The sequence below is a fragment of the Streptomyces sp. CBMA291 genome (assembly GCF_014596525.1).
In the GTDB taxonomy this organism is placed as follows: Bacteria; Actinomycetota; Actinomycetes; order Streptomycetales; family Streptomycetaceae; genus Streptomyces.
Genome location: NZ_MSJP01000033.1, coordinates 56,403 through 74,585 on the forward strand (window position 1 = coordinate 56,403; position 18,183 = coordinate 74,585).

The window sequence follows — 18,183 nt, forward strand, 5'->3', positions numbered from 1 at the left end:
CGCCCGTGATGCCGGGCTTCGTGGTCCCTGCGGTGCCGGGCCTCGTCGTCCCTGCGGGGTCGCCGCCTGTCGCGCCCGTGATGCCGGGCTCCGTCGTTCCTGCGGTGCCAGGCCTCGTCGTCCCTGCGGGATCGTCGCCAGCCGTCCCTACGGGGTCATTGCCCGCCGCCCTTACAGGGTCGCCACCCGTTGCTCCCGCGATGCCGGGCCCCGTCGCCCCCGCACCGGCCGGTCCCCGTCTCGCATCGGTCGGTCCCGGTCCCGGCCCCGCACCTGCCAGCCCCGGTCCCATCCCGGCTGCGCCCCGTCCCGTACGGCCCGGACCTGCTTCCGTGCCGCCCGCCCCCGTCTCTGTGCCGCCCGCCCCCGGCCCCGCCCCCGCCCCCGCCTCCGTCTCCGTCTCCGCGACGCCCGCCCCCGGCCCCGTACCACCAGCCCCCGACGCCGTGGCCGCCCCGCCCGTCCCCCTCCCGGCCGCCTCCGTCCCCCTCCCGGCCGCCTCCGTCCCCCTCCCGGCCGCCTCCACCCCGTTCCCGGCCGCCTCCGCCCCCGTCCCCGCCCCGCTCGCCCCCTCCCTGCCCGGCGGTCGCCCTCGTCCCCGTTCGTGGAGCGATCCCCGATGAGTCTTTCCGCCCCCCGGGCGATCTCCGTCGCCGAGCTGGATCTCGCCGCGCCCGGTGGGCCCGTGCTCGGGTTTCGGCCCTCGCCCGGGGGGCCGCCCGTCGTCGCCGGTGACGTCTTCGCGCTCGTACGGCTCCGGGGGCGGCCCGCCGCCACCGTCCTCGGGACCGTCGGCGTCGGGGAGGACCCCGCCGCCGTCCTCGCCGCCCTCGCCGGGCCCCGGCTCGTCGACGCCGGGACGCCCCGCACCGACGCGGAACGCCTCGCGGACGCCGGAGCGCCCCGCACCGAAGCCGGACGCCCCGCCGCCCGCAGCCTTCGCCGCACCGGCGCCGGGAGCCTTCCCGAGGGCCGCGACCCGACCCGTACCGCCGAGGACGGAACACCGCCGCCCCCCGCCACCGTCGTCGTCGCCACCCGCGAGCGCGCCGGGCTGCTCGGGCGGGCGCTCGATTCGCTGCTCGCGCAGGACCATCCGGACTTCGACGTGCTCGTCGTCGACAACGCGCCCGTCACCGACGCCACCCGCGCGCTGGTCACCGGCGCGTACGCCGGGCGCGTCCGCTATCTCCGCGAGGACGTCCCCGGGCTCGCCGTCGCCCACAACACCGGGCTCGCCGCCGCCCGGGGGGCCGTCGTCGCCTTCACCGACGACGACGTGATCGCCGACCCGCACTGGCTGACCGCCCTCACCCGCCCGTTCGCCCTCGATCCCGGGCTCGGCTGCTCGACCGGGCTCATCCTGCCCGCCCGGCTCGCCACCCCCGCGCAGATCCTCCTCGAAGCGCACGGCGGCTTCGCGAAGGGCTTCGCACCCCGCCTGTACGACCCTGCCCGGCCCCCCGTCGACGAGCCGCTGTTCCCCTTCACGGCGGGCGGCTTCGGCTCCGGCGCCAACATGGCCTTTCGCGCCGACGCGCTGCGCCGCGCGGGCGGCTTCGACCCGGCGACCGGCACCGGGACGGCCGCGCGCGGCGGCGACGACCTCTACGCCTTCGTCGCCGTCCTCGCCGCCGGACACCGGCTCCGCTACACCCCCGACGCCCTCGTCTGGCACCACCACCGCGACACCTGGCAGGACCTGCGGAACCAGGCGTACGGCTACGGCGCGGGCCTCACCGCGTACCTCACCGCGACCCTGCTCCGCCGCCCCCGCCTGCTGCCCGCCCTCCTCGCCCGGCTGCCGCGCGGCCTCGCGCACGCCCGCGCCATGACCGCCCGGCGCGACGGCGGCGGTGGCGGGGTCCCCGGCGAGCACGGCACCCGGCACCACCCCTGGCCCCGCGACCTCTCCCGGCTGGAGCGGCGCGGCATGCTCTACGGGCCCGTCGGCTATCTCCGGGCCCGCGCGAGCGCCCCGGCCCGTCTCCCCGGAGGTTCCCGATGAGCGGGGCGCCCCGGCACGCCCGTATCCCCGTCCTCCTCTACCACGCCGTGATGGCCGAACCCCCGCCATGGATAGCCGAGTTCACCGTCTCGCCCACGGAGTTCGCCCGGCAGCTCGACGCGGTCGTCGCCAGTGGGCGCAGCCCGCTCACCGTCGGCGCCCTCGTCGGCCTCCTCGCCGCCGGGGACCCGCTGCCGCCCCGGCCCGTCGTGCTCACCTTCGACGACGGATTCGCCGACCTTGCCGGGCCGACCGCCGAAGCGCTCGCCGCCCGGCGCCTCCCGGCCACTGCCTACCTCACCACCGGGGCCCTCGTCCCGGGCCGCCCCTGCCTCCTGCCGCCCGCGCCGATGATCACCCTCGCGCGGGTGCCGGAGCTTGAGGCGTACGGGATGGAGATCGGCGCCCACACCGCCACCCACCCGCAGCTCGACACCCTCGCGCCGGGCGCGTTGAGTGCCGAACTCCGGGAGCCCAAGGCCGTGTTGGAGGACGTCCTCGGGCATGAGATCCGGCATCTGGCCTATCCGCACGGGTACAACAGTCCCGCCGTGCGCCGGGCCGTCCGCGCCGCCGGATACGCCTCCGCCGTCGCCGTCCGGCACGCCCTCAGCTCCGAGACCGACGAGCCCTACCGGATCGCCCGGCTCATCGTCCGCCGCAGCCACACCGCCGCCGACGTGGAGCGGTGGATGCGGGGGGAGGGCGCCAGGGCCGCCCCGTACCGCGACTCCCTGCCCACCGTCGGCTGGCGCGCGTACCGGAGAGCCCGCGCGCTGCTGCGGGGGCCGGAGTTCGCGGGCTGAGCCGGGCGGGGCGGCCCCGGGGCGGGGCGACCCGGGGGCCCTCCGCGCCCCCGGCCACCGGGCCCCCGACCGGATCCCGTGACGTCGAGCCCCCGGGGTCTGTGACACCGAGCCCCTGACGCCACCCGTGCGAGACCCGGCGCCACCCGGACGAGACCCGGCGCCACCCGTACGAGACCAGGCACCGACCAGAGAGAACCAAGGCACCGCGCAGGCAAGACCAAAGCACCGCCAGTCGGTGGGGGAGAGGGAGTCGTGCAGCACCACGGACCAGAACCGGCCGCCGAGGGCAGCGATGGCGTGCCCGCGCCCCCTCCCGCCCCGGATCCCACTGTCTGGGACCCCGCCGCTCCGGACCCCACCGCCACGGACCCCGCCGCTCCGGATCCCGGGGTTCCCACTGTCCCCACCGTTCCCGGAGCCCCGGCTGTCTCCGGAGCCCCCGCCGTCCCCGGAGCCCCCGCCGTCCCCGGAGCCCCGGCCGTCTCCGGAGCCCCCGCCGCCGCCGAAGACACCCCTGCCCCCCGCCCCCGGAGCCACCGCAAGCCGAGCCGTGATCCGAGCCGCCGGTCGAGCCGTGATCCGAGCCGTGACCCGAGCAGTGATCCGGGCCGCAAGCCGACTCCCGGGTCAGGTCCCGGCCGAGAGGCCCCGGGCGCCCCGGCCACGCGTACCCCGTCGGCCGCCATCCCCTGGCTGCCGGTCCTGCTCCTGCTGCTCGGGCTCGGGCTCTGGGGGGTCTCGCTGCCCCTGACCGACTTCCGGACCATGGCGGACTACGGGCTCCTGGACCGGCTGCCCCCCGTCTTCTACGGGTCCCTGCTGGTGCTCACCGCCGGGTTCCTGGTCACGCTGCGACGCGCCGGGACCTCGCCCGGCTGGCCGCTCGTCTACTGCGCCGCACTGCTCGTCGCGCTCAAGGCGGGCCCCGCCGTCCTCTACGACTCCGTGCGCTACCCGTGGGCCTCCAAGCACGACGCCGTCGTCAGCACCCTCCTCGGTGCCGGTGAACTGCGCCCGGAGGCCGCCCTGTCGGGGAACATGTCGGCCTACGACCAGTGGCCGGGCTTCTTCACCCTGAACGCGGCCTTCGTCCGGGCCTTCGGCGTCGACAGCACCGCCGCCTACCTCAACTGGGCGCCGATCGCCCTCGGTCTGATCGTCCTGCCCGTCCTGGTGCTGATCTACCGCACCTTCACCGAGGACTGGCGGCTGGTGTGGACCGCCGTGTGGATCTTCCAGCTCGCCAACTGGGTCGGCCAGGACTACCTGGCGCCGCAGGGCCTCGCGTACATCCTCCATCTGACCGTACTCGCCGTCGTCCTGCGGCACTTCGTGCGGCCGGGATCGGCGGGGCGGCTGCGGGACCGGACGTGGCTCGACCCGACGTCGGCCGCCGTGCCGCCGCCGACGACCCGGCGTCAGCGCGCGGTCTGCGTGGCGATCCTCGCCCCGCTGATCCTCGCGGTCAACGCCGTCCACCAGCTCACCCCGGTCATGCTCTGCGTCTCCCTGGCCGCCCTCGCGCTCACCCGCCGCTACCGCAACCTCGGTCTGCTGGCCGTCGCCGCGCTCGTGATGCTGGCCTGGGACCTCACCATGGGGCGACCGCTGTTCCTGGAGACCCTCGCCACCCTGCGGGACTCGCTCGGCCGGCTCACCCAGAACTCCCGTGCCGGATACGCCGGTCAGCTCACCGGACCCGGGCCCGAGCTGGCGGGCCGGGCCGGGATCGTCATGGCCCTCGTGCTCGTCCTGCTCGCCGGGATCGCCGTGCTCGCCCGGCGCGGGCTGACCCGGGGCGCGCTGCCGCTGCTGCTCGTCTCGGTCGCCCCCGTGCCGCTCTTCGCCGTCAACGACTACGGCGGCGAGATGATCTTCCGGGTCTATCTGTTCGGGCTTCCGGGCGCCGCGTTCTTCGCCGCCGCCGCGCTCGTACCGCCCGCCGCCGGGGCCTTCGGGAGCCGGGGCGCGGCCGCCCGGCGGCGGGTCACGGCGGTCGCCCTGCCGGTGGTCCTCGTCGTCCTGCTCGCCGGGTTCCTGCCCGCGTACTACGGCAAGGACGCGATGTACTACACGCCGCCCGAGGAGACCCGGCTCGTCACCCGGGCCATCGACCGGCTGCCCGAGGGCGGGCTGCTCCTCGCCACCTCCGGGTCCTTCCCCGCCGCCCTGCACCGCTACGACCAGGTCGAACACTGGTTCTTCGCCGAGCAGGAGCTGCCCGAGAACGAGAAGATGCTGGCCGATCCGGCCCGCTATCTCGCCGACCGCATCCCGCCCGGGACCACCGCGCACCTCGTCCTCACCCGGACGCAGGACCGGTACACGGCGGGCGAGGGGCTGCTGCCGCCGGGCGGATTCGCGGCCCTGCGGACCCGCCTGAAGGAGTCCCCGCTCTTCACGACCGTCGAGGAGGGGCCGTACGGTCTCGTCCTCGCGTACACCCCGAAGTCCCCGAAGCCACCGAAGCCACCGAAGTCCCCCCGGACCCCGGCCACCCCAGGCGGTGCCTCGTGAGCATGCCCCAGCCCCAGCCCCAGCCCCAGCCCCAGCCCCAACCTCAGTCCCAGTCCCAGCCCCAGCCCCGGTATCGGAACCAAAACCGGACCCGTGTGCTCGTCGCCGCCTCCGGGTGGCTGGCCCTCGCGGCGACCCTGCTGCCGGACGGCTCCCCGCCGCGCTGGATCGTGGTGCTGGCCTTCGTCTGTCTCGGGCCGGGGGCCGCGCTGCTGTATCCGCAGCCGCGCGGGCTGCGGCCGGGTGCCCGCCTGGAGTCGTTCGCGCTCGCCGCCCCGGTGAGCCTGGCCCTCGCCTCGCTCGTCGCCACGCTCCTCTTCCTGCTCGGAGCGTTCTCCGTATCGGCCTTCCTCGTCCCGCTGTCCCTCTTCACCAGCGTGGTCGCCTTCCTGCCGGGGCTTCCGCTGCCCGCCGCGACCCGGGGCGCGGCCGAACGCTGAGCGGCCGGGCCGGTGGCGGGGCGGCGGCGCCCCGCCTACCCCCGCCTACCACCGCCCCCGCCTACCGCCGTCCCGCCGCGAGCCCCCGGAAGGCGCAGAACGCCATCGTGCTCCCCGCCAGTGCGAGGAAGAGCGGCAACGGGGCGGCGGCGAAGCCCTGTTGGCCCGTCCAGCCCGCCCACGCCAGGACCCACACCAGGGCGGTGGTGCCCCGGGGACCGGCCCCGGCCACCCGCAGCAGCACCGCCACGAGCAGCAGACACAGGGCCTGGAGGGCGATCGGGATGACGGCCCGCTCCAGTCCCTCGCCGAGGAGTCCGGCGCCGGGCCCCGCCGCCTCGGGGGGCCGCAGACCGAGCAGCGGGGGCGCGGTGTGCAGGGCGAGGAAGGTGGCGAGGAGCACCGTTCCGGCGAAGACCGGCCGGAAGGCCCGCCGGGCGACGGACACGCCCTGGAGGACCAGGAGCAGCAGCCCGGCGGCGAGCGTCGGCGGGGGCAGCGCGCCCGGCAGCCCCGTACCCGGCAGCCGCTCCACGTCCAGACCGCCGGAGCGGGCGAGGGGCAGCCAGAACGCCCCGGCCACCACCGCCAGGACCGGCCAGAGCCAGGGCCCCGCCCGGTCGGGGACGGCGACCGGCGCCGGGGCGACCGGGCCGGACGGCCGTGCGCCTTCCGGCGGGGGCGCGTACACGGGGATGCCGAACGCGGGCGTCACCGAGTCGTGCGCGCCCCGCAGATAGGCGCTCTCCCGCGCCCAGCCGGTGCCGTAGCCGTCCTCCGCGCGCGGCTTCGTCCGGGCGGCCTCCGGGGGGCGCCCGGGGCGGGCGCGGCCCTTGAGCACGGCCCGCAGACCGGGCGCCGAGACCGCCGCCATCAGCGTCATCGAGGCGAGGACGGCGACCCCGGCGCCGGGGATGCCGTAGGGCCCGAGGAGCAGGGTCGCGCTGCCCAGCACCAGCACGCACATGGCTCCCTGGAGGAGCGCGAGCACTCCCGTACGCCCCTGGACGCGCAGCACGCCGATGTACAGCTCCACCGCGACCCGGGGCAGCGCGGCGGCGGCGAGCAGCCGGAGCACGGTCGTGCCATTGCGCGCGTAGTCCGGGCCGAACGGCGAGAGGATCACCGGGGCGAGGACGACGAGGACGAGGACGACCGGGACGAGCAGCACCGCCATCCGGCGCAGCGCGCCCCTGACGCCCTCGGCGAGGGAGTCGGGGCTGTGGGAGGCGTGCGCGGTGAGCGAGGAGGCCATGTTGATGGCCATGAACTCCATCGTGCCGCCGACGGTGTAGGCGGTGTAGAAGAAGGCGTTGTGGGCGGCGTCGAAGCGGACGGCGACCATCACCGGCAGCAGGTTGATCATGGCGAGGCTGAAGAGCGCGCCGACGGCGTCCCCCGCCATGAACCGGCCGATCTCGCCCGTCCCCGGCGGTTCCTTGTCCCGGTCGGCGTGCGCCTGCCGGGGGATGAGCCGGCGGAAGACGAGCCAGCCCAGGGGGAGTACGGACAGGGCGATCGCCGCCGACCAGGAGACGAAGACGCCGAGGACGGGCAGGGCGGTGGCGAGGACGACGAGCAGGACCAGCTTGCCGAGCGAGAAGACGGCGTTGCCGACGGGCACCCAGACGGCCCGGCGGAGCCCGGTGAGGACGCCGTCCTGGAGGGTGAGCAGGGCCCAGCCGACACAGGAGGCGGTGAAGAAGAGCCCGGCGGACAGGGAGCCGAGAGGGGCGTACGAGGGGCCCCACAGGTCCAGGGTGAGCAGGAAGCCGCCGCAGGCGACGGTGACGACGCCGGTGCTGACCAGGTAGAGGCGCCGGACGAGCGGCCCGGTGGCGCGCCCGGCCCGGGGCACGTACCGGACGACGGCGCCGATCATGGTGGTGGCGGTGAGGGAGGCGAGCAGCCGTTGCGCGGCGATGGCGGCGGAGCCCTGGCCGACGGCCTCCTCGGAGTAGTAGCGGGCGGCGACCAGCCAGAAGCCGAGCCCGAGGGCGGCGGAGACGCCGGTGGAGAGCATCAGGGCGTAGGCGTTGCGGAAGAGGGAGGCGTCGGACTCCTCGCGGGGGGCCCGGGGGGCCCGGGGGGCCTGGGGAGCCCGGGGAGCCTGGGGGGTCGGGGCGGGGCGCGGGCGGTCCCGGCGGTGCGGGTCCGTGGGGGTGGCGCTCCTTCCGGTCCGCCCCCGGCCCCGTGGCCGTCCGGCGTCGGTCACCGGGCGCCGCCGGGCGCGGTCGAGGACCGGACCGGGGTCACGCCCTCGGCGCGCAGGACGCGCAGGACCCGGGTGGCGTGGCGCGGGTCGACGGGCAGGGCGTGCCGGGCGAACCAGGCGGCGGGCTCGGGCGCGGGGGAGGGGTCGGTGAAGCGGGTGCCCGCGTACGTGTCGAGCGGGGGATCGTAGAGATAGCCGGTGGTGATCCGGTGCCGGGCGAGGGCGGCGATGGCCGCGTCCCGGTCCGCGACGAGCAGCGGCACCCGGAAGAGCGGCTGCGGCGGGCGGGCCTTGGCGTCCGGATCGGCGTCCTGGTCGGCGTATTCGCTGGCGTGGAGGAGGGCGGTGCCCGCCCGGTGCGCGTCGAGGACGCCGTCGAGCGCGGCGAGCCTGTGGGCGGTACGGCGGAGCCTGCCGGGGCCCGGTCGCAGCCGGTAGTCGTGCAGATCGACCCGGATCCAGGAGTGGAAGGGGTCGAGCGCGGGCGCCGAGGGGAGGGCCCGCGCCAGCTCCCCGGGGCGCAGGGGCATCCGTATCCCGTCCCGCTCGTCGAGACCGAGCCGCCGCAGGGTCGCGCGGGCGGCCCCGGCGAGCCGCAGGCCGCGCACGGTGGCCTCGGCGTACGGGCGTACCAGATAGGCGAGTTCGGCGCCGGTGCGGGCGGGGTGGAGCAGGGCGTCCCGGGCGGCGGCGAGGGGGGCGCGGTCGGCCGGGTCGGCGACGGTGAGGAAGCCGCCGGTCTTGGCGGCGGTGTGCTTGGAGAGGCTGAAGACGGACGCCTCGCCGTAGGTGCCGACCGGCCGCCCGCCGACGGTGGAGCCGATGGCGTGGGCCGCGTCCTCGATCAGCGGGATGCCGAGCCGGTCGCAGCGCTCGCGCAGCTCGGGCGCCGGGTCGGGGGCGCCGTACAGATTGGTGGTGAGGACGGCGGAGAGCCCCGGCCAGAGGGAGTCGGGCACGGCGGCGGTGTCGAGGGAGCCGTCGCGCGGGTCGAGCGGCGCCTGCACGGGGCGGAGTCCGGCGGCGAGGACGACGAAGAAGATGACGTCGTCGTTGACGGGGGACATCAGCACCCGGCCGCCGGGCGGGCACCAGTGGCGCAGGGCGAGGTAGAGACCGAGGCGGCACGAGGGCACGTAGAGGCACTCCCGGCCGTCGAGCCTGGCACGCATCCGCTCTTCGAGTTCCGCGTACGCGGAGACCATGTTTCCCCCCCTGAACCCCGGACCCCCATGGGACCCGATGCGGAAGGACGCGTCAACGCGGCCCTCGGGTCGTACGGGAAGGCGTGTGGGCGCGGCCCTCCCGGTCGTACGGGAAGACCCGCCCGGCACGGGCTCCCCGGTCGTACGGGAAGGCTTGTCCGGCACGGCTTCCCTGTCGTACGGGAAGGCCCGTCGGCGCGCCCCCCTGTCGTGCGGAAAGGGCCCGCTCTCGGTCGGACGACCGTGAACGGGCCCTTTCCGCAGTCATTTTGACCGCTCGGGGGAGGGGACGGAGGTCATTCCTCCAGAGTGAGGCCCCGGCGCAGCCTGGCGAGGGTGCGGGAGAGCAGCCGGGAGACGTGCATCTGGGAGATGCCGAGTTCCGTGCCGATCTCCGACTGGGTCATGCCGGAGACGAACCGGAGGGAGAGGATGCGGCGTTCGCGGACGGGCAGCGAGGCGATCATCGGCTTCAGGGAGGCGATGTACTCGATGCCGGTGAGCCCGTGGTCCTCGTAGCCGATCCGGTCGGCGAGGGTGGCCTCCGCGCCGCCCTCCTCCTCGTCGGGCTGCGCGTCGAGCGAACTCGCGGTGTACGCGTTGCTCGCGGCCATGCCCTCGACGACCTCCTCGGGGGTGATGCCGAGTTCCTCCGCCAGTTCGGCCACGGTGGGCGAACGGTCGAGGCGCTGCGCGAGCGCGTCGCCCGCCCGCGCGAGGTCGAGCCGGAGTTCCTGGAGCCTGCGGGGGACGTGCACGGACCAGGAGGTGTCGCGGAAGAAGCGCTTGATCTCGCCGATGATGGTCGGCATCGCGAACGTGGGGAACTCCACGCCGCGGGTGAGTTCGAAGCGGTCGATCGCCTTGATGAGGCCGATGGTGCCGACCTGGACGATGTCCTCCATGGGTTCGCTGCGGGTGCTGAACCGGGAGGCGGCGAACTTCACCAGGGCGAGGTTGAGTTCGACGAGGGTGTTGCGGACGTACGCGTGGTCGTGGGTGCCCTCCTCCAGCTCGGCGAGCCGGGCGAAGAGCTGCTTCGACAGCGCCCGCGCGTCGACCGGTCCGATGCGGTCGAGGGGGCGGTCGTCGATGGCTCCGACGGGGAGGCCGGTGACCGGGTCGGTGGCCGCACCGGCGGGAGGGCCGGCGAGCGGGGCGACGGAAGGGCCGCCGGAGGGGGTGGCGGTCGGGACGGTGACCTGGGCGGTGACCGTTCCGGCGCGGGGGCCGGTGGTCGGGTCGGCGGGGCGGCCGGCGGCCTGGTCGACCGGGTGTCCGAGGGGGACTGCTGCCGACGGCGCGTCGGGGGTACGCGGGGCGTCGAGCCGGGGTGACATGGGTCTCCTTCGTGGGGTCCTCTGCTGCGGTTTGCGGCGCCTCCAAAGCCGTTCGTGTCGGTGTCTCCCTCTAGCCCTACCTGCTCGACACCGGGGCCCGCAAGTGTCGACAATCCGGTTTGTCCTGGTTTATTGGAGACCTCATGTGCGGGAAAGGGGCCCCCGCTTGTAGGGTTCGTGGACGCAAGTCCGGATCCGCGAGAGCGAGAAGAGGCACGGCACATGGACCGCGAGCACATCGGCAGCGCACCGCCCGCGCGGCTGCGGGTCGAGGTCCGGACCGTGGGCGCGAGCGAAGTCCTCGCCCCGTCCGGCGAACTCGACCACCACACCGCCGACCTGCTGCGCGAACCCCTCGACGGGGCGCTCGACGCGGGCCGTTCCCGGCTGGTCGTCGACTGCTCGGGCCTGGAGTTCTGTGACTCCACCGGGCTCAATGTGCTCCTCGCGGCCCGGCTGCGGGCGCACGCGGCGGGAGGCGGGGTGCATCTGGTGGCGATGAGACCGCCGGTGGCCAGGGTGTTCCACATCACGGGTGCGGAAGCCGTCTTCACCGTCCACGAGACGCTCGCCACGGCCCTGCCCGGCTGAACGGTTTCTCCGTTCCGCCCCGCACGGCCCCCGTCCTGCCCCTCTGTCCCGTCGATCGGTGAGGTGAAGCGCTGATGGACCAAGCTTCCGACGTCCGTACCCTCGCCCTCGGCGAGACCAGCGGCACGGTGCCGCTCGCCCGCGACTTCACGCGGACCGCGCTCCACGAATGGGGCTGGCTGCCCGCCGCCACCGCCGACCGCAGGGCCGCCGCCGAGGACGTCCTGCTCGTCGTCTCCGAACTGGTCACCAACGCCTGCCTGCACGCCGAGGGCCCCGAACGCCTCCGCGTCCTGCGCCTGCCGAGGATCCTGCGCCTCGAAGTCACCGACCGGGGAGCGGGCCAGCCGGCCCCCCGCACCCCCCACCGCTCGGGCCGCCCCGGCGGCCACGGGATGTTCATCGTGCAGCGCCTCTGCCTGGACTGGGGCATCGAACGGGTCCCGGGCGCGCCGGGCAAGACGGTCTGGGCGGAGCTGGCGGCGCCGGCCTAGAGCCTCGTACGGGGTTACGGGATCGGCGCCTCCTCCTTGAGCGACGCCCCGCCCCGGTCCCGCGAGCGTGCTCCGCGCGTGCGATCCGACCCCGGAGCCGTGGAACTCCCGGCTCGGCGTCGAGGCCAAGGCGCCCTCAGGGGGCCCCGGACGGCTCGCACGACCTTCACAACTCCGCCCGCCTCCCTGCCTTCCCTCCGCAGGGCCCCCGGCGTACCTTGACGGCTCATCTGAAAGACCGTCAGGTCCGTTCGCCGTGAGGGGTGTTCCCGGTGTCCAAGGTGTCGAATCGGAGGAGGGCGGCGGCGGCCGTCCTGACGGCCGGGGTCGCGGGGGCGGTCGTGTGGGGCGCCGCCCCGGGCGCGTACGCGACCGTCGTCGACGTGAACTACGGCTGTACGACGAAGATCGGGCCCAAGAGCGCCGTGTCGCCCGTCGACATCAAGGCGGTGCGGAACGGCGGGTCCTACACGGTCACCATGTCCTTCGAGAAGGGTGTCTCCGACAGCCCCATCGAGCTTCCCAAGGGCGTCATGACCCCCCGCGCCGAACTCGTCCTCGGCGGCGCCGACTCCGGCACCCTCAAGGTCGAGGGCGCCCCCAACACCGCCGCCATCCCGCCCGACACCCCCATCGCCATCGGCACCCTGACCGGCACCTACACCCCCAGGAAGAACGGCAGGGTCACCTTCACCGCCGGAACCCTCACCGTGCACGCCCTCGGCATGGACGCCGCCGTCTGCACCCCGAAGAACAGCCCCCGCCCCGCCCTCGAACTCGACGTCACGGGCGTCTCCGGGGCCGGTGGGACCTCCGGGGCCGGCGGGGGTTCCGGTGCCGGTGGGGACTCCGCCGCCCCGCCGCCCGCCGACGCGGGAACCGGCGCCGAACTGCCCAGGACCGGCCCCCTCGACTCCGCCGTAGCCCTCGGCACCCTCGGCGGCACCGTCCTGCTGACCGGCGCCGCCGGAGTCCTCTGGCTCACGCGACGCACGGCACGCTGATGCGACCGGCCGCCCGCCCGGCACTGGCGGCCGCCGCGACCACCCTCTGCGGCGTGGTCGCGGTGGCGCCTGCGGGGGTTCGGGCCTGGTCGGTGGCTGCCGGGGGTGACCGGGTCTGGACGTCGGTGGCGTCCGGGGGCGACCGGGTCTGGACGTCGACGCCTGCCGGGGGCCGGGGCTGGGCGGTGGTGCCTGCGGGGGGCCGGGGCTGGTCGGTGGTGCCTGCCGGGGACCGGTCCCGGACCGTGCCGCCCTCAGCCGACCGGTCCCGGACCGTGCCGCCCCCAGCCGACCGGTCCCGGACCGTGCCGCCCCCAGTCGATCGGTCCTGGACCGCCGCGCCCGTCGCCCGTCGGCCGTACGTCTATCTGGAGGGCCCCGCCGGGAGTGTCCTCCAGGACGTCCTGTCGCTGACCAATCCGGGCGCCCGGCCGCTCACCGTGCGTCTCGCCGCTCACGGGGCCCGGGTGGCCTTCGCCCGTGCGGACGTGACCGTGCCCGCGCGGACCCGCGCCGACGTGCCCTTCGCCGTCACCGTCGCCGCCGACACCCCGCCCGGCGGGTACCGGGGCACCGTACGGGCCACGGCTGCGGGCCGTGAGGTCCGCTTCGACCTGCGGTTACGGGTCCCGGGGCCGCGTCTCGCCGCGCTCACCGTCGAGGACGTCCGCGTCGACACCGGCACCGGAGCCCTCCGCTACACCCTGGTCAACCGGGGCAGTACGGTCCTCGCCCCCCGGCTCGCCGTCCGTGCCGAAGGGCTCCTCGGCACCCGCCTCGACCGGCCGGACCACCCGCTGCCCCTCACCCTCCGGCCCGGCGAGCGCGTCACCCGCACCGAACCCTGGCCCGACCCGCCCGCGCTCGACTCCGTCACCGTCCGGCTGACCGCCACCGCCCCGGGCGCGGACCCCGCCACCGCCCGCGCCGGAGCCGCCTTCGTCTCCGGCCCGGTGCGGGCCGGGGTACTCGCGGCGGTGGCGGGCGTCCTCGGCCTGGCTCTGCGACGGCGCGCCCGGACCCGTACCCGTACTCCACAAGCCTCGGCGGGAGCGACACCATGAGGACGATCCGTACGAGCCCGCGGGCGGTCCGTACCCTTGCCGTCCTCCTCGCCACCCTGGCCCTCGCCCTGCTGCCCGCCGCGCCCGCGACGGCCGACTCCGGGCCCGTCGTCGCGCTTTCGCGGACCGAGGGCGGCAAGGGCGGGGAGATCACCGTGAGCGGCAGCGGCTGGCAGCCGGGCGCGCTGCTCATGCTGCTCGTCTGCGGGCAGGGCGCCCCCGGCAAGGGCGTCGTCGGCGGCACCAACTCCTGCGCCAACGCCGAGGGCCGGGCCGCCACCGTCGACGCCCGGGGCGGCTTCAGCGCCAGGCTGCCCGTCGCCGAACCGCCCAAGCCCTGCCCCTGCGTGGTGCACGTGGCCGGGGTCACCGGCCGGCAGGACGCCGTGGACCGGGCGTTCACCGTCGCCGGGCACCCCACCGCCCCGCTCCCCGAGCCCTCCGGCGACGGACGGCTCGCGGTCCTCACCACCGTCCGTCTCGAAGGCGACGACGGCGTCCTCGTCCGGTTCGGCGCCCCGGCCTCCCGCGAGATCGTCCTCACCGTCGGCAACCTCGGCCCGGCGCCCGTGAAGGACCCCGTCTTCCGGATCGGCACCGGGCACGGCGTCTTCGCACCGCAGTACGAGGAACGCCAGTGGCGCGGCACGATCGCCTCCGGCGGGAAGGCCCGCGTACGGCTCCCCGTCGAACTTCCGGCGGGCGCGCACGGCGACTACCGGGTCTCCGTGACGTACGCGGGGAAGGTCCTGGCCGAGCAGCCGTGGGCCGTCGACAGGCCCTGGGGCGTGATCCTCTTCTGGGCGCTGCTCGCGATCGTCGTTCCGGCCGCCCTCTTCCGTATCGGGATGGCCCTCGTCGACCGGGCCCGGCCGCCCGCCGACCGGCACCGACCCCGACCGCGCCCCCGACCGCGTACGCGCATGCGTGTCCCCGGCTTCGTACGGCGGGTCCCCGGGGACGCCGAGAGCACCGAGGCCACCGCGGTCCTGCCGTGGTTCCGTCCTGACTCCGCACCGTCAGCCCCAGAGAGCAGTCCGACGACGAAGGGACACGCGTGAGTACGCAACGGAGGATGTGCGCGGCGGGCATCGCGATGGCGCTCGGCGGCGCGGGGATCCTGCTGACCGCCGCTCCCGCCGGGGCCGCCGGGAGCAGTTACGCGACGGAGTGCGTCCCACCGCCGATCTCCGGGCTTCCGCCCGTACGGGGGACGACGAAAGTGCAGATCACCGCACCCGCCGAGGCCCGGGTCGGCGACGAGGTCGAGATCGTCTGGAAGACGGTCGAGGCCGCGTCGAAGAACCCCGACATGCTCGACCTCGACCAGGACACGGTCAAGCCGACCGGCGTCCTCGCCGTGGGCGGCGCGGGGACCGGGACGGTCGCGATGACGGGCCCCCGGCAGAACCCGCCCATCCCCAAGAACAGCGCGATGGTGCTGCCCGAGATGAAGGGCACGCTGAAACTGACCTCGGCGGGCGAGATCACCCTCACTCCCGGCGCGTACACGATCAACGTCTCCAAGCCCCTGTCGACGGACACCGTCTGCACCCCGAAGGAACCGGTCCCGGTCGGCGCCACGATCAAGGTGACGGCGGGAGGCTCCACGACGACCGGCGGGACCACGGGCGGCGGGACCACGGATGGTGGAGCTACTGCCGGTGGGACCACGGATGGTGGGACCACGGCGGCCGGGGGGACGACTTCCGGTGGTTCGGCGGCCTCCGGGGGAACGACTTCTGGTGGTTCGACGGCCTCCGGGGGAACGACTTCTGGTGGTTCGACGGCGGCCGGGGGGACGACTTCAGGCGGGACGACGGCCTCGGGCGGCACCGGCGCCTCCGGTGGCACCGGCACCTCCTCCGGCGGTACGACCACCAGCGGAGGCTCCACCACCGGCTCCACCACCGGCTCCACCACCGGCGGTCCCACCGGTCCCACCTCCTTCCCCGGCAAGGAAGTCGCCGTCTCCTATCTCTGCGACTACGACGGCATCCCCCCGGTCCGTTCCAAGGTCACGATCGACGCCCGGAGGAACGGCGGCGTCTACGACCTGACGGTCAAGACGGCCAAGGGCGTCATGGACAGCCCCGCCCCGCTGCCCGCCGGGGCGCTCAAGCCGTCCATGGAGATCACGGTCGGCGGCGCCGACCACGGCACGGTGAAGGTCGCCGGACCGGCCAACGCGACCGCCCTGAAGCTGGGCGACCCGGTGAACCTGCCGGACATGACGGGCACCTACCGGCCCGGTGCCACCGGCAAGGCCACTCTCAGCCCCGGCACCCTGGGCATCTCCGTCACCCTGGGCTCCGCGAAGATCGCGATCCCCTGCCGGGTGCAGGGCGCGGTCGAAGCCTCGCTCACGCTGGACACGAGCAAGCAGGAAGGCGGGGTGACCGGCGGCTCCGGCGGCTCCGGCGGCTCCGGCGGCTCCGGCGGTGCCGCAGGCTCCGGCGGTACGGCTGCCACGGGTGCCTCCGGCGGCACGGGCGGCTCCGGCGGGAACCTCGCCCAGACCGGCGGCGACGGCGACGGCGCCCTGCGGGCCCTCGCGCTCGTCGCGGGCACCGGCATCCTGCTCGGCGGCGCGGTGTTCACCTTCACCCCGTGGGCGCGGCTCAGGCGCTGACACCGGGCCGGGAACGGCGGAGGGCCGCCGCACCGGTCGGTGCGGCGGCCCTCAGAGCCGTACGGAAGGGGGTGGCGTCAGCGGACGCTGCCCATGAGGCTCTGGACCTTCTTGCGGTACATGAAGATCGCGAAGCCCGCGAGGACCGCGAGCGAGGCTTCCATCGCGATGATCCCCGTACCGTTCAGACTGACGCCCGCGAGGGAGAGCAGACCGGTGGTGCAGTCGCCCGCGGTGACGGCGAGGAACCAGACGCCCATCATCTGGGAGGCGTACTTCTGCGGCGCCATCTTCGTGGTGACGGAGAGGCCCACGGGGGAGAGGCACAGCTCGCCGATGGTCTGGATCATGTAGATCGAGACCAGCCACATCGGGGAGACCTTGGTGCCGTCGGACGCCATGCTCATCGGGATGATGAAGACGAAGAACGACGCGCCGACCAGGACCAGGCCCATCGAGAACTTCACGACGGTGTTCGGCTCCTGGTTGCGGCGGGAGAGCCACAGCCACAGCCAGGCGAAGACCGGGGCGAACGCCATCACGAAGAGCGGGTTCAGCGACTGGAACCAGGTGGCCGGGAAGGTGAAGCCGAAGAGGCTGTCGGCGGCCTTGCCGTCGGCGAACAGGGAGAGCGTCGAACCACCCTGGTCGTAGATCATCCAGAAGACGGCGGCGGCGACGAAGAACCAGATGTAGCCGGTCATCTTCGACTGCTCGGTCTTGTCGAGGTCCTTGTCCCGCTTGATGCGGACGAGAACGGCGACCGGGATGATCAGACCGGCGAGGGTGATCGGGACGAGCGCCCACTTCAAGGTGAACATGTCGAGGCCGACGACGACGCCGTAGAAGGCGGCGGCGACGACGACGATCATCGCGGCCTTGGTCAGGATGCCCTTGCGCTCCTGCGCGGTGAGCGGGTTCGGGACGACGTTGCTCTTCTCGCTCAGGCTCTTGGAGAAGGAGAGGAAGCAGACCAGACCGAGGCCCATGCCGAGGGCGGCGAGGGCGAAGCCGAGGTGCCAGTTCACCTTCTCGCCGATGGTGCCGACGATGAAGGGAGCGACGAAGGCACCCAGGTTGATGCCGATGTAGAAGAGCGTGAAGCCACCGTCACGGCGCGGGTCGTCCGGACCGTCGTAGAGGTGGCCGACCATCGTCGAGATGTTGGCCTTGAGCAGACCGGAGCCGACGGCGACGAACACGAGACCGACGAAGAACATCGCCTGGCCGGGCAGGGCCAGCAGACCGTGACCGGCCATGATGACGAAACCGGCGATGGCGACGGTCTTGCGGGCGCCCCAGACGCGGTCGCCGAACCAGCCGCCGGGCATGGCCATCAGGTAGACCATCGACACGTAGACGGAGTAGATGGCCGTGGCCGTGGCCGCGGTCATGGCGAATCCGCCGCCCTGGCTGCCGACGGCCGCGTCCGTGCCGCCGGAGACCAGGTAGAGAACGAGCAGTGCCCTCATGCCGTAGTAGGAGAATCGCTCCCACATCTCGGTGAAGAAGAGGGTGGCCAGGCCGCGGGGGTGGCCGAGGAACGTCTTCCCGGAACCGGAGATTCCGTTCGAAGCCGTCGTCAGGCTGGACGCCATGTCGATCCTTGCTCTGTCGGGACGCGTGCCTTGTGAGCGTGATGCGCCCGGTGGGGGAGGCCGGCACCGCAGGGGCCGTCGGTACGGCCCCGTCGGGATCCACGCCCCGGGAATCGCGTCGTCGCGTCCCGGAACCCGGCCCACAGGTCATTCATCGTCCTGAGGAACGGCGCAGCCGCACCTCACGCAGAAGAGGACCTCGGCGAGTGAAGTCGGCCAAAGGTCCCCGTTTACCGCTACAGACGTCTCGCCACCATACGCCACGA

The 18,183-nt window shown here is 74.7% G+C and carries 14 protein-coding genes; 10 read left to right on the plus strand and 4 right to left on the minus strand.

What is annotated here, in order from left to right; genetic code table 11:
* Positions 1-619: 619 nt before the first annotated feature.
* The 4 genes from BU197_RS09445 (at position 620) to BU197_RS09460 (ending at position 5,774) form a co-directional block, all read left to right on the plus strand.
* Entirely contained in the window at positions 620-2,008 is a 1,389-nt protein-coding gene (locus BU197_RS09445) for a glycosyltransferase (RefSeq protein ID WP_188267795.1), read from the plus strand.
* Complete coding sequence (locus tag BU197_RS09450; protein ID WP_223182601.1) at positions 2,005-2,814, plus strand: polysaccharide deacetylase family protein; 810 nt, start codon at positions 2,005-2,007, stop codon at positions 2,812-2,814. Before BU197_RS09445 ends, BU197_RS09450 begins: the two co-directional genes overlap by 4 nt.
* Before the next feature lie 255 nt (positions 2,815-3,069).
* Entirely contained in the window at positions 3,070-5,334 is a 2,265-nt protein-coding gene (locus BU197_RS09455) for a hypothetical protein (protein ID WP_317452046.1), read from the plus strand.
* A gap of 95 nt (positions 5,335-5,429) precedes the next feature.
* Positions 5,430-5,774, plus strand: a complete 345-nt coding sequence (locus BU197_RS09460) for a hypothetical protein (protein WP_188267796.1) — start codon at positions 5,430-5,432, stop codon at positions 5,772-5,774.
* Between the two features lie 61 nt (positions 5,775-5,835).
* Here BU197_RS09460 and BU197_RS09465 read toward each other — a convergent pair whose 3' ends face one another.
* From BU197_RS09465 to BU197_RS09475, 3 genes are all read right to left on the minus strand, one after another.
* On the minus strand, positions 5,836-7,989 hold the full coding sequence (locus BU197_RS09465) for a lipopolysaccharide biosynthesis protein (protein WP_317452045.1): 2,154 nt from the start codon (positions 7,987-7,989) through the stop codon (positions 5,836-5,838).
* Complete coding sequence (locus BU197_RS09470) at positions 7,986-9,194, minus strand: DegT/DnrJ/EryC1/StrS family aminotransferase (protein ID WP_188267797.1); 1,209 nt, start codon at positions 9,192-9,194, stop codon at positions 7,986-7,988. The genes BU197_RS09465 and BU197_RS09470 overlap by 4 nt, the downstream gene beginning before the upstream one ends.
* A 296-nt stretch (positions 9,195-9,490) precedes the next feature.
* The gene (locus tag BU197_RS09475; RefSeq protein WP_188267798.1) at positions 9,491-10,534 is read right to left on the minus strand and encodes an RNA polymerase sigma factor SigF; all 1,044 of its coding nucleotides are present in this window, start codon (positions 10,532-10,534) and stop codon (positions 9,491-9,493) included.
* 222 nt (positions 10,535-10,756) lie between these two features.
* Between BU197_RS09475 and BU197_RS09480 the strand changes: the two genes are divergently transcribed.
* The 6 genes from BU197_RS09480 to BU197_RS09505 all read left to right on the plus strand — a co-directional run bounded on the left by BU197_RS09480 (position 10,757) and on the right by BU197_RS09505 (position 16,319).
* Positions 10,757-11,125 (plus strand): STAS domain-containing protein, encoded by a 369-nt coding sequence (locus BU197_RS09480; RefSeq protein WP_188267799.1) that lies wholly within the window; start codon positions 10,757-10,759, stop codon positions 11,123-11,125.
* A gap of 74 nt (positions 11,126-11,199) precedes the next feature.
* On the plus strand, positions 11,200-11,619 hold the full coding sequence (locus BU197_RS09485; protein ID WP_188267800.1) for an ATP-binding protein: 420 nt from the start codon (positions 11,200-11,202) through the stop codon (positions 11,617-11,619).
* 281 nt (positions 11,620-11,900) lie between these two features.
* Entirely contained in the window at positions 11,901-12,623 is a 723-nt protein-coding gene (locus tag BU197_RS09490) for a peptidase (protein ID WP_188267841.1), read from the plus strand.
* A gap of 305 nt (positions 12,624-12,928) precedes the next feature.
* Positions 12,929-13,687, plus strand: a complete 759-nt coding sequence (locus BU197_RS09495; RefSeq protein WP_317452044.1) for a hypothetical protein — start codon at positions 12,929-12,931, stop codon at positions 13,685-13,687.
* Positions 13,684-14,748 carry a hypothetical protein gene (locus BU197_RS09500; protein WP_188267801.1) on the plus strand — a complete coding sequence of 355 codons (1,065 nt, stop codon included), beginning with the start codon at positions 13,684-13,686 and terminating at the stop codon, positions 14,746-14,748. Before BU197_RS09495 ends, BU197_RS09500 begins: the two co-directional genes overlap by 4 nt.
* 14 nt (positions 14,749-14,762) lie before the next feature.
* A complete protein-coding gene (locus BU197_RS09505; RefSeq protein ID WP_188267842.1) occupies positions 14,763-16,319 on the plus strand; it encodes a hypothetical protein in 1,557 nt (518 codons plus the stop codon).
* A gap of 77 nt (positions 16,320-16,396) precedes the next feature.
* Here the strand turns inward: BU197_RS09505 and BU197_RS09510 are convergent, their stop codons facing one another.
* Positions 16,397-17,917 (minus strand): peptide MFS transporter, encoded by a 1,521-nt coding sequence (locus BU197_RS09510; protein ID WP_188267802.1) that lies wholly within the window; start codon positions 17,915-17,917, stop codon positions 16,397-16,399.
* Positions 17,918-18,183 lie beyond the last annotated feature (266 nt).

Excerpts from the sequence above, each read along its gene's own strand:
- BU197_RS09450 (WP_223182601.1), top strand. The coding sequence starts at position 2,005 with ATGAGCGGGGCGCCCCGGCACGCCCGTATCCCCGTCCTCCTCTACCAC.
- BU197_RS09470 (WP_188267797.1), bottom strand. The coding sequence starts at position 9,194 with ATGGTCTCCGCGTACGCGGAACTCGAAGAGCGGATGCGTGCCAGGCTC.
- BU197_RS09480 (WP_188267799.1), top strand. The coding sequence starts at position 10,757 with ATGGACCGCGAGCACATCGGCAGCGCACCGCCCGCGCGGCTGCGGGTC.
- BU197_RS09510 (WP_188267802.1), bottom strand. The coding sequence starts at position 17,917 with ATGGCGTCCAGCCTGACGACGGCTTCGAACGGAATCTCCGGTTCCGGG.
- BU197_RS09475 (WP_188267798.1), bottom strand. The coding sequence starts at position 10,534 with ATGTCACCCCGGCTCGACGCCCCGCGTACCCCCGACGCGCCGTCGGCA.
- BU197_RS09485 (WP_188267800.1), top strand. The coding sequence starts at position 11,200 with ATGGACCAAGCTTCCGACGTCCGTACCCTCGCCCTCGGCGAGACCAGC.
- BU197_RS09445 (WP_188267795.1), top strand. The coding sequence starts at position 620 with ATGAGTCTTTCCGCCCCCCGGGCGATCTCCGTCGCCGAGCTGGATCTC.
- BU197_RS09505 (WP_188267842.1), top strand. The coding sequence starts at position 14,763 with ATGTGCGCGGCGGGCATCGCGATGGCGCTCGGCGGCGCGGGGATCCTG.
- BU197_RS09500 (WP_188267801.1), top strand. The coding sequence starts at position 13,684 with ATGAGGACGATCCGTACGAGCCCGCGGGCGGTCCGTACCCTTGCCGTC.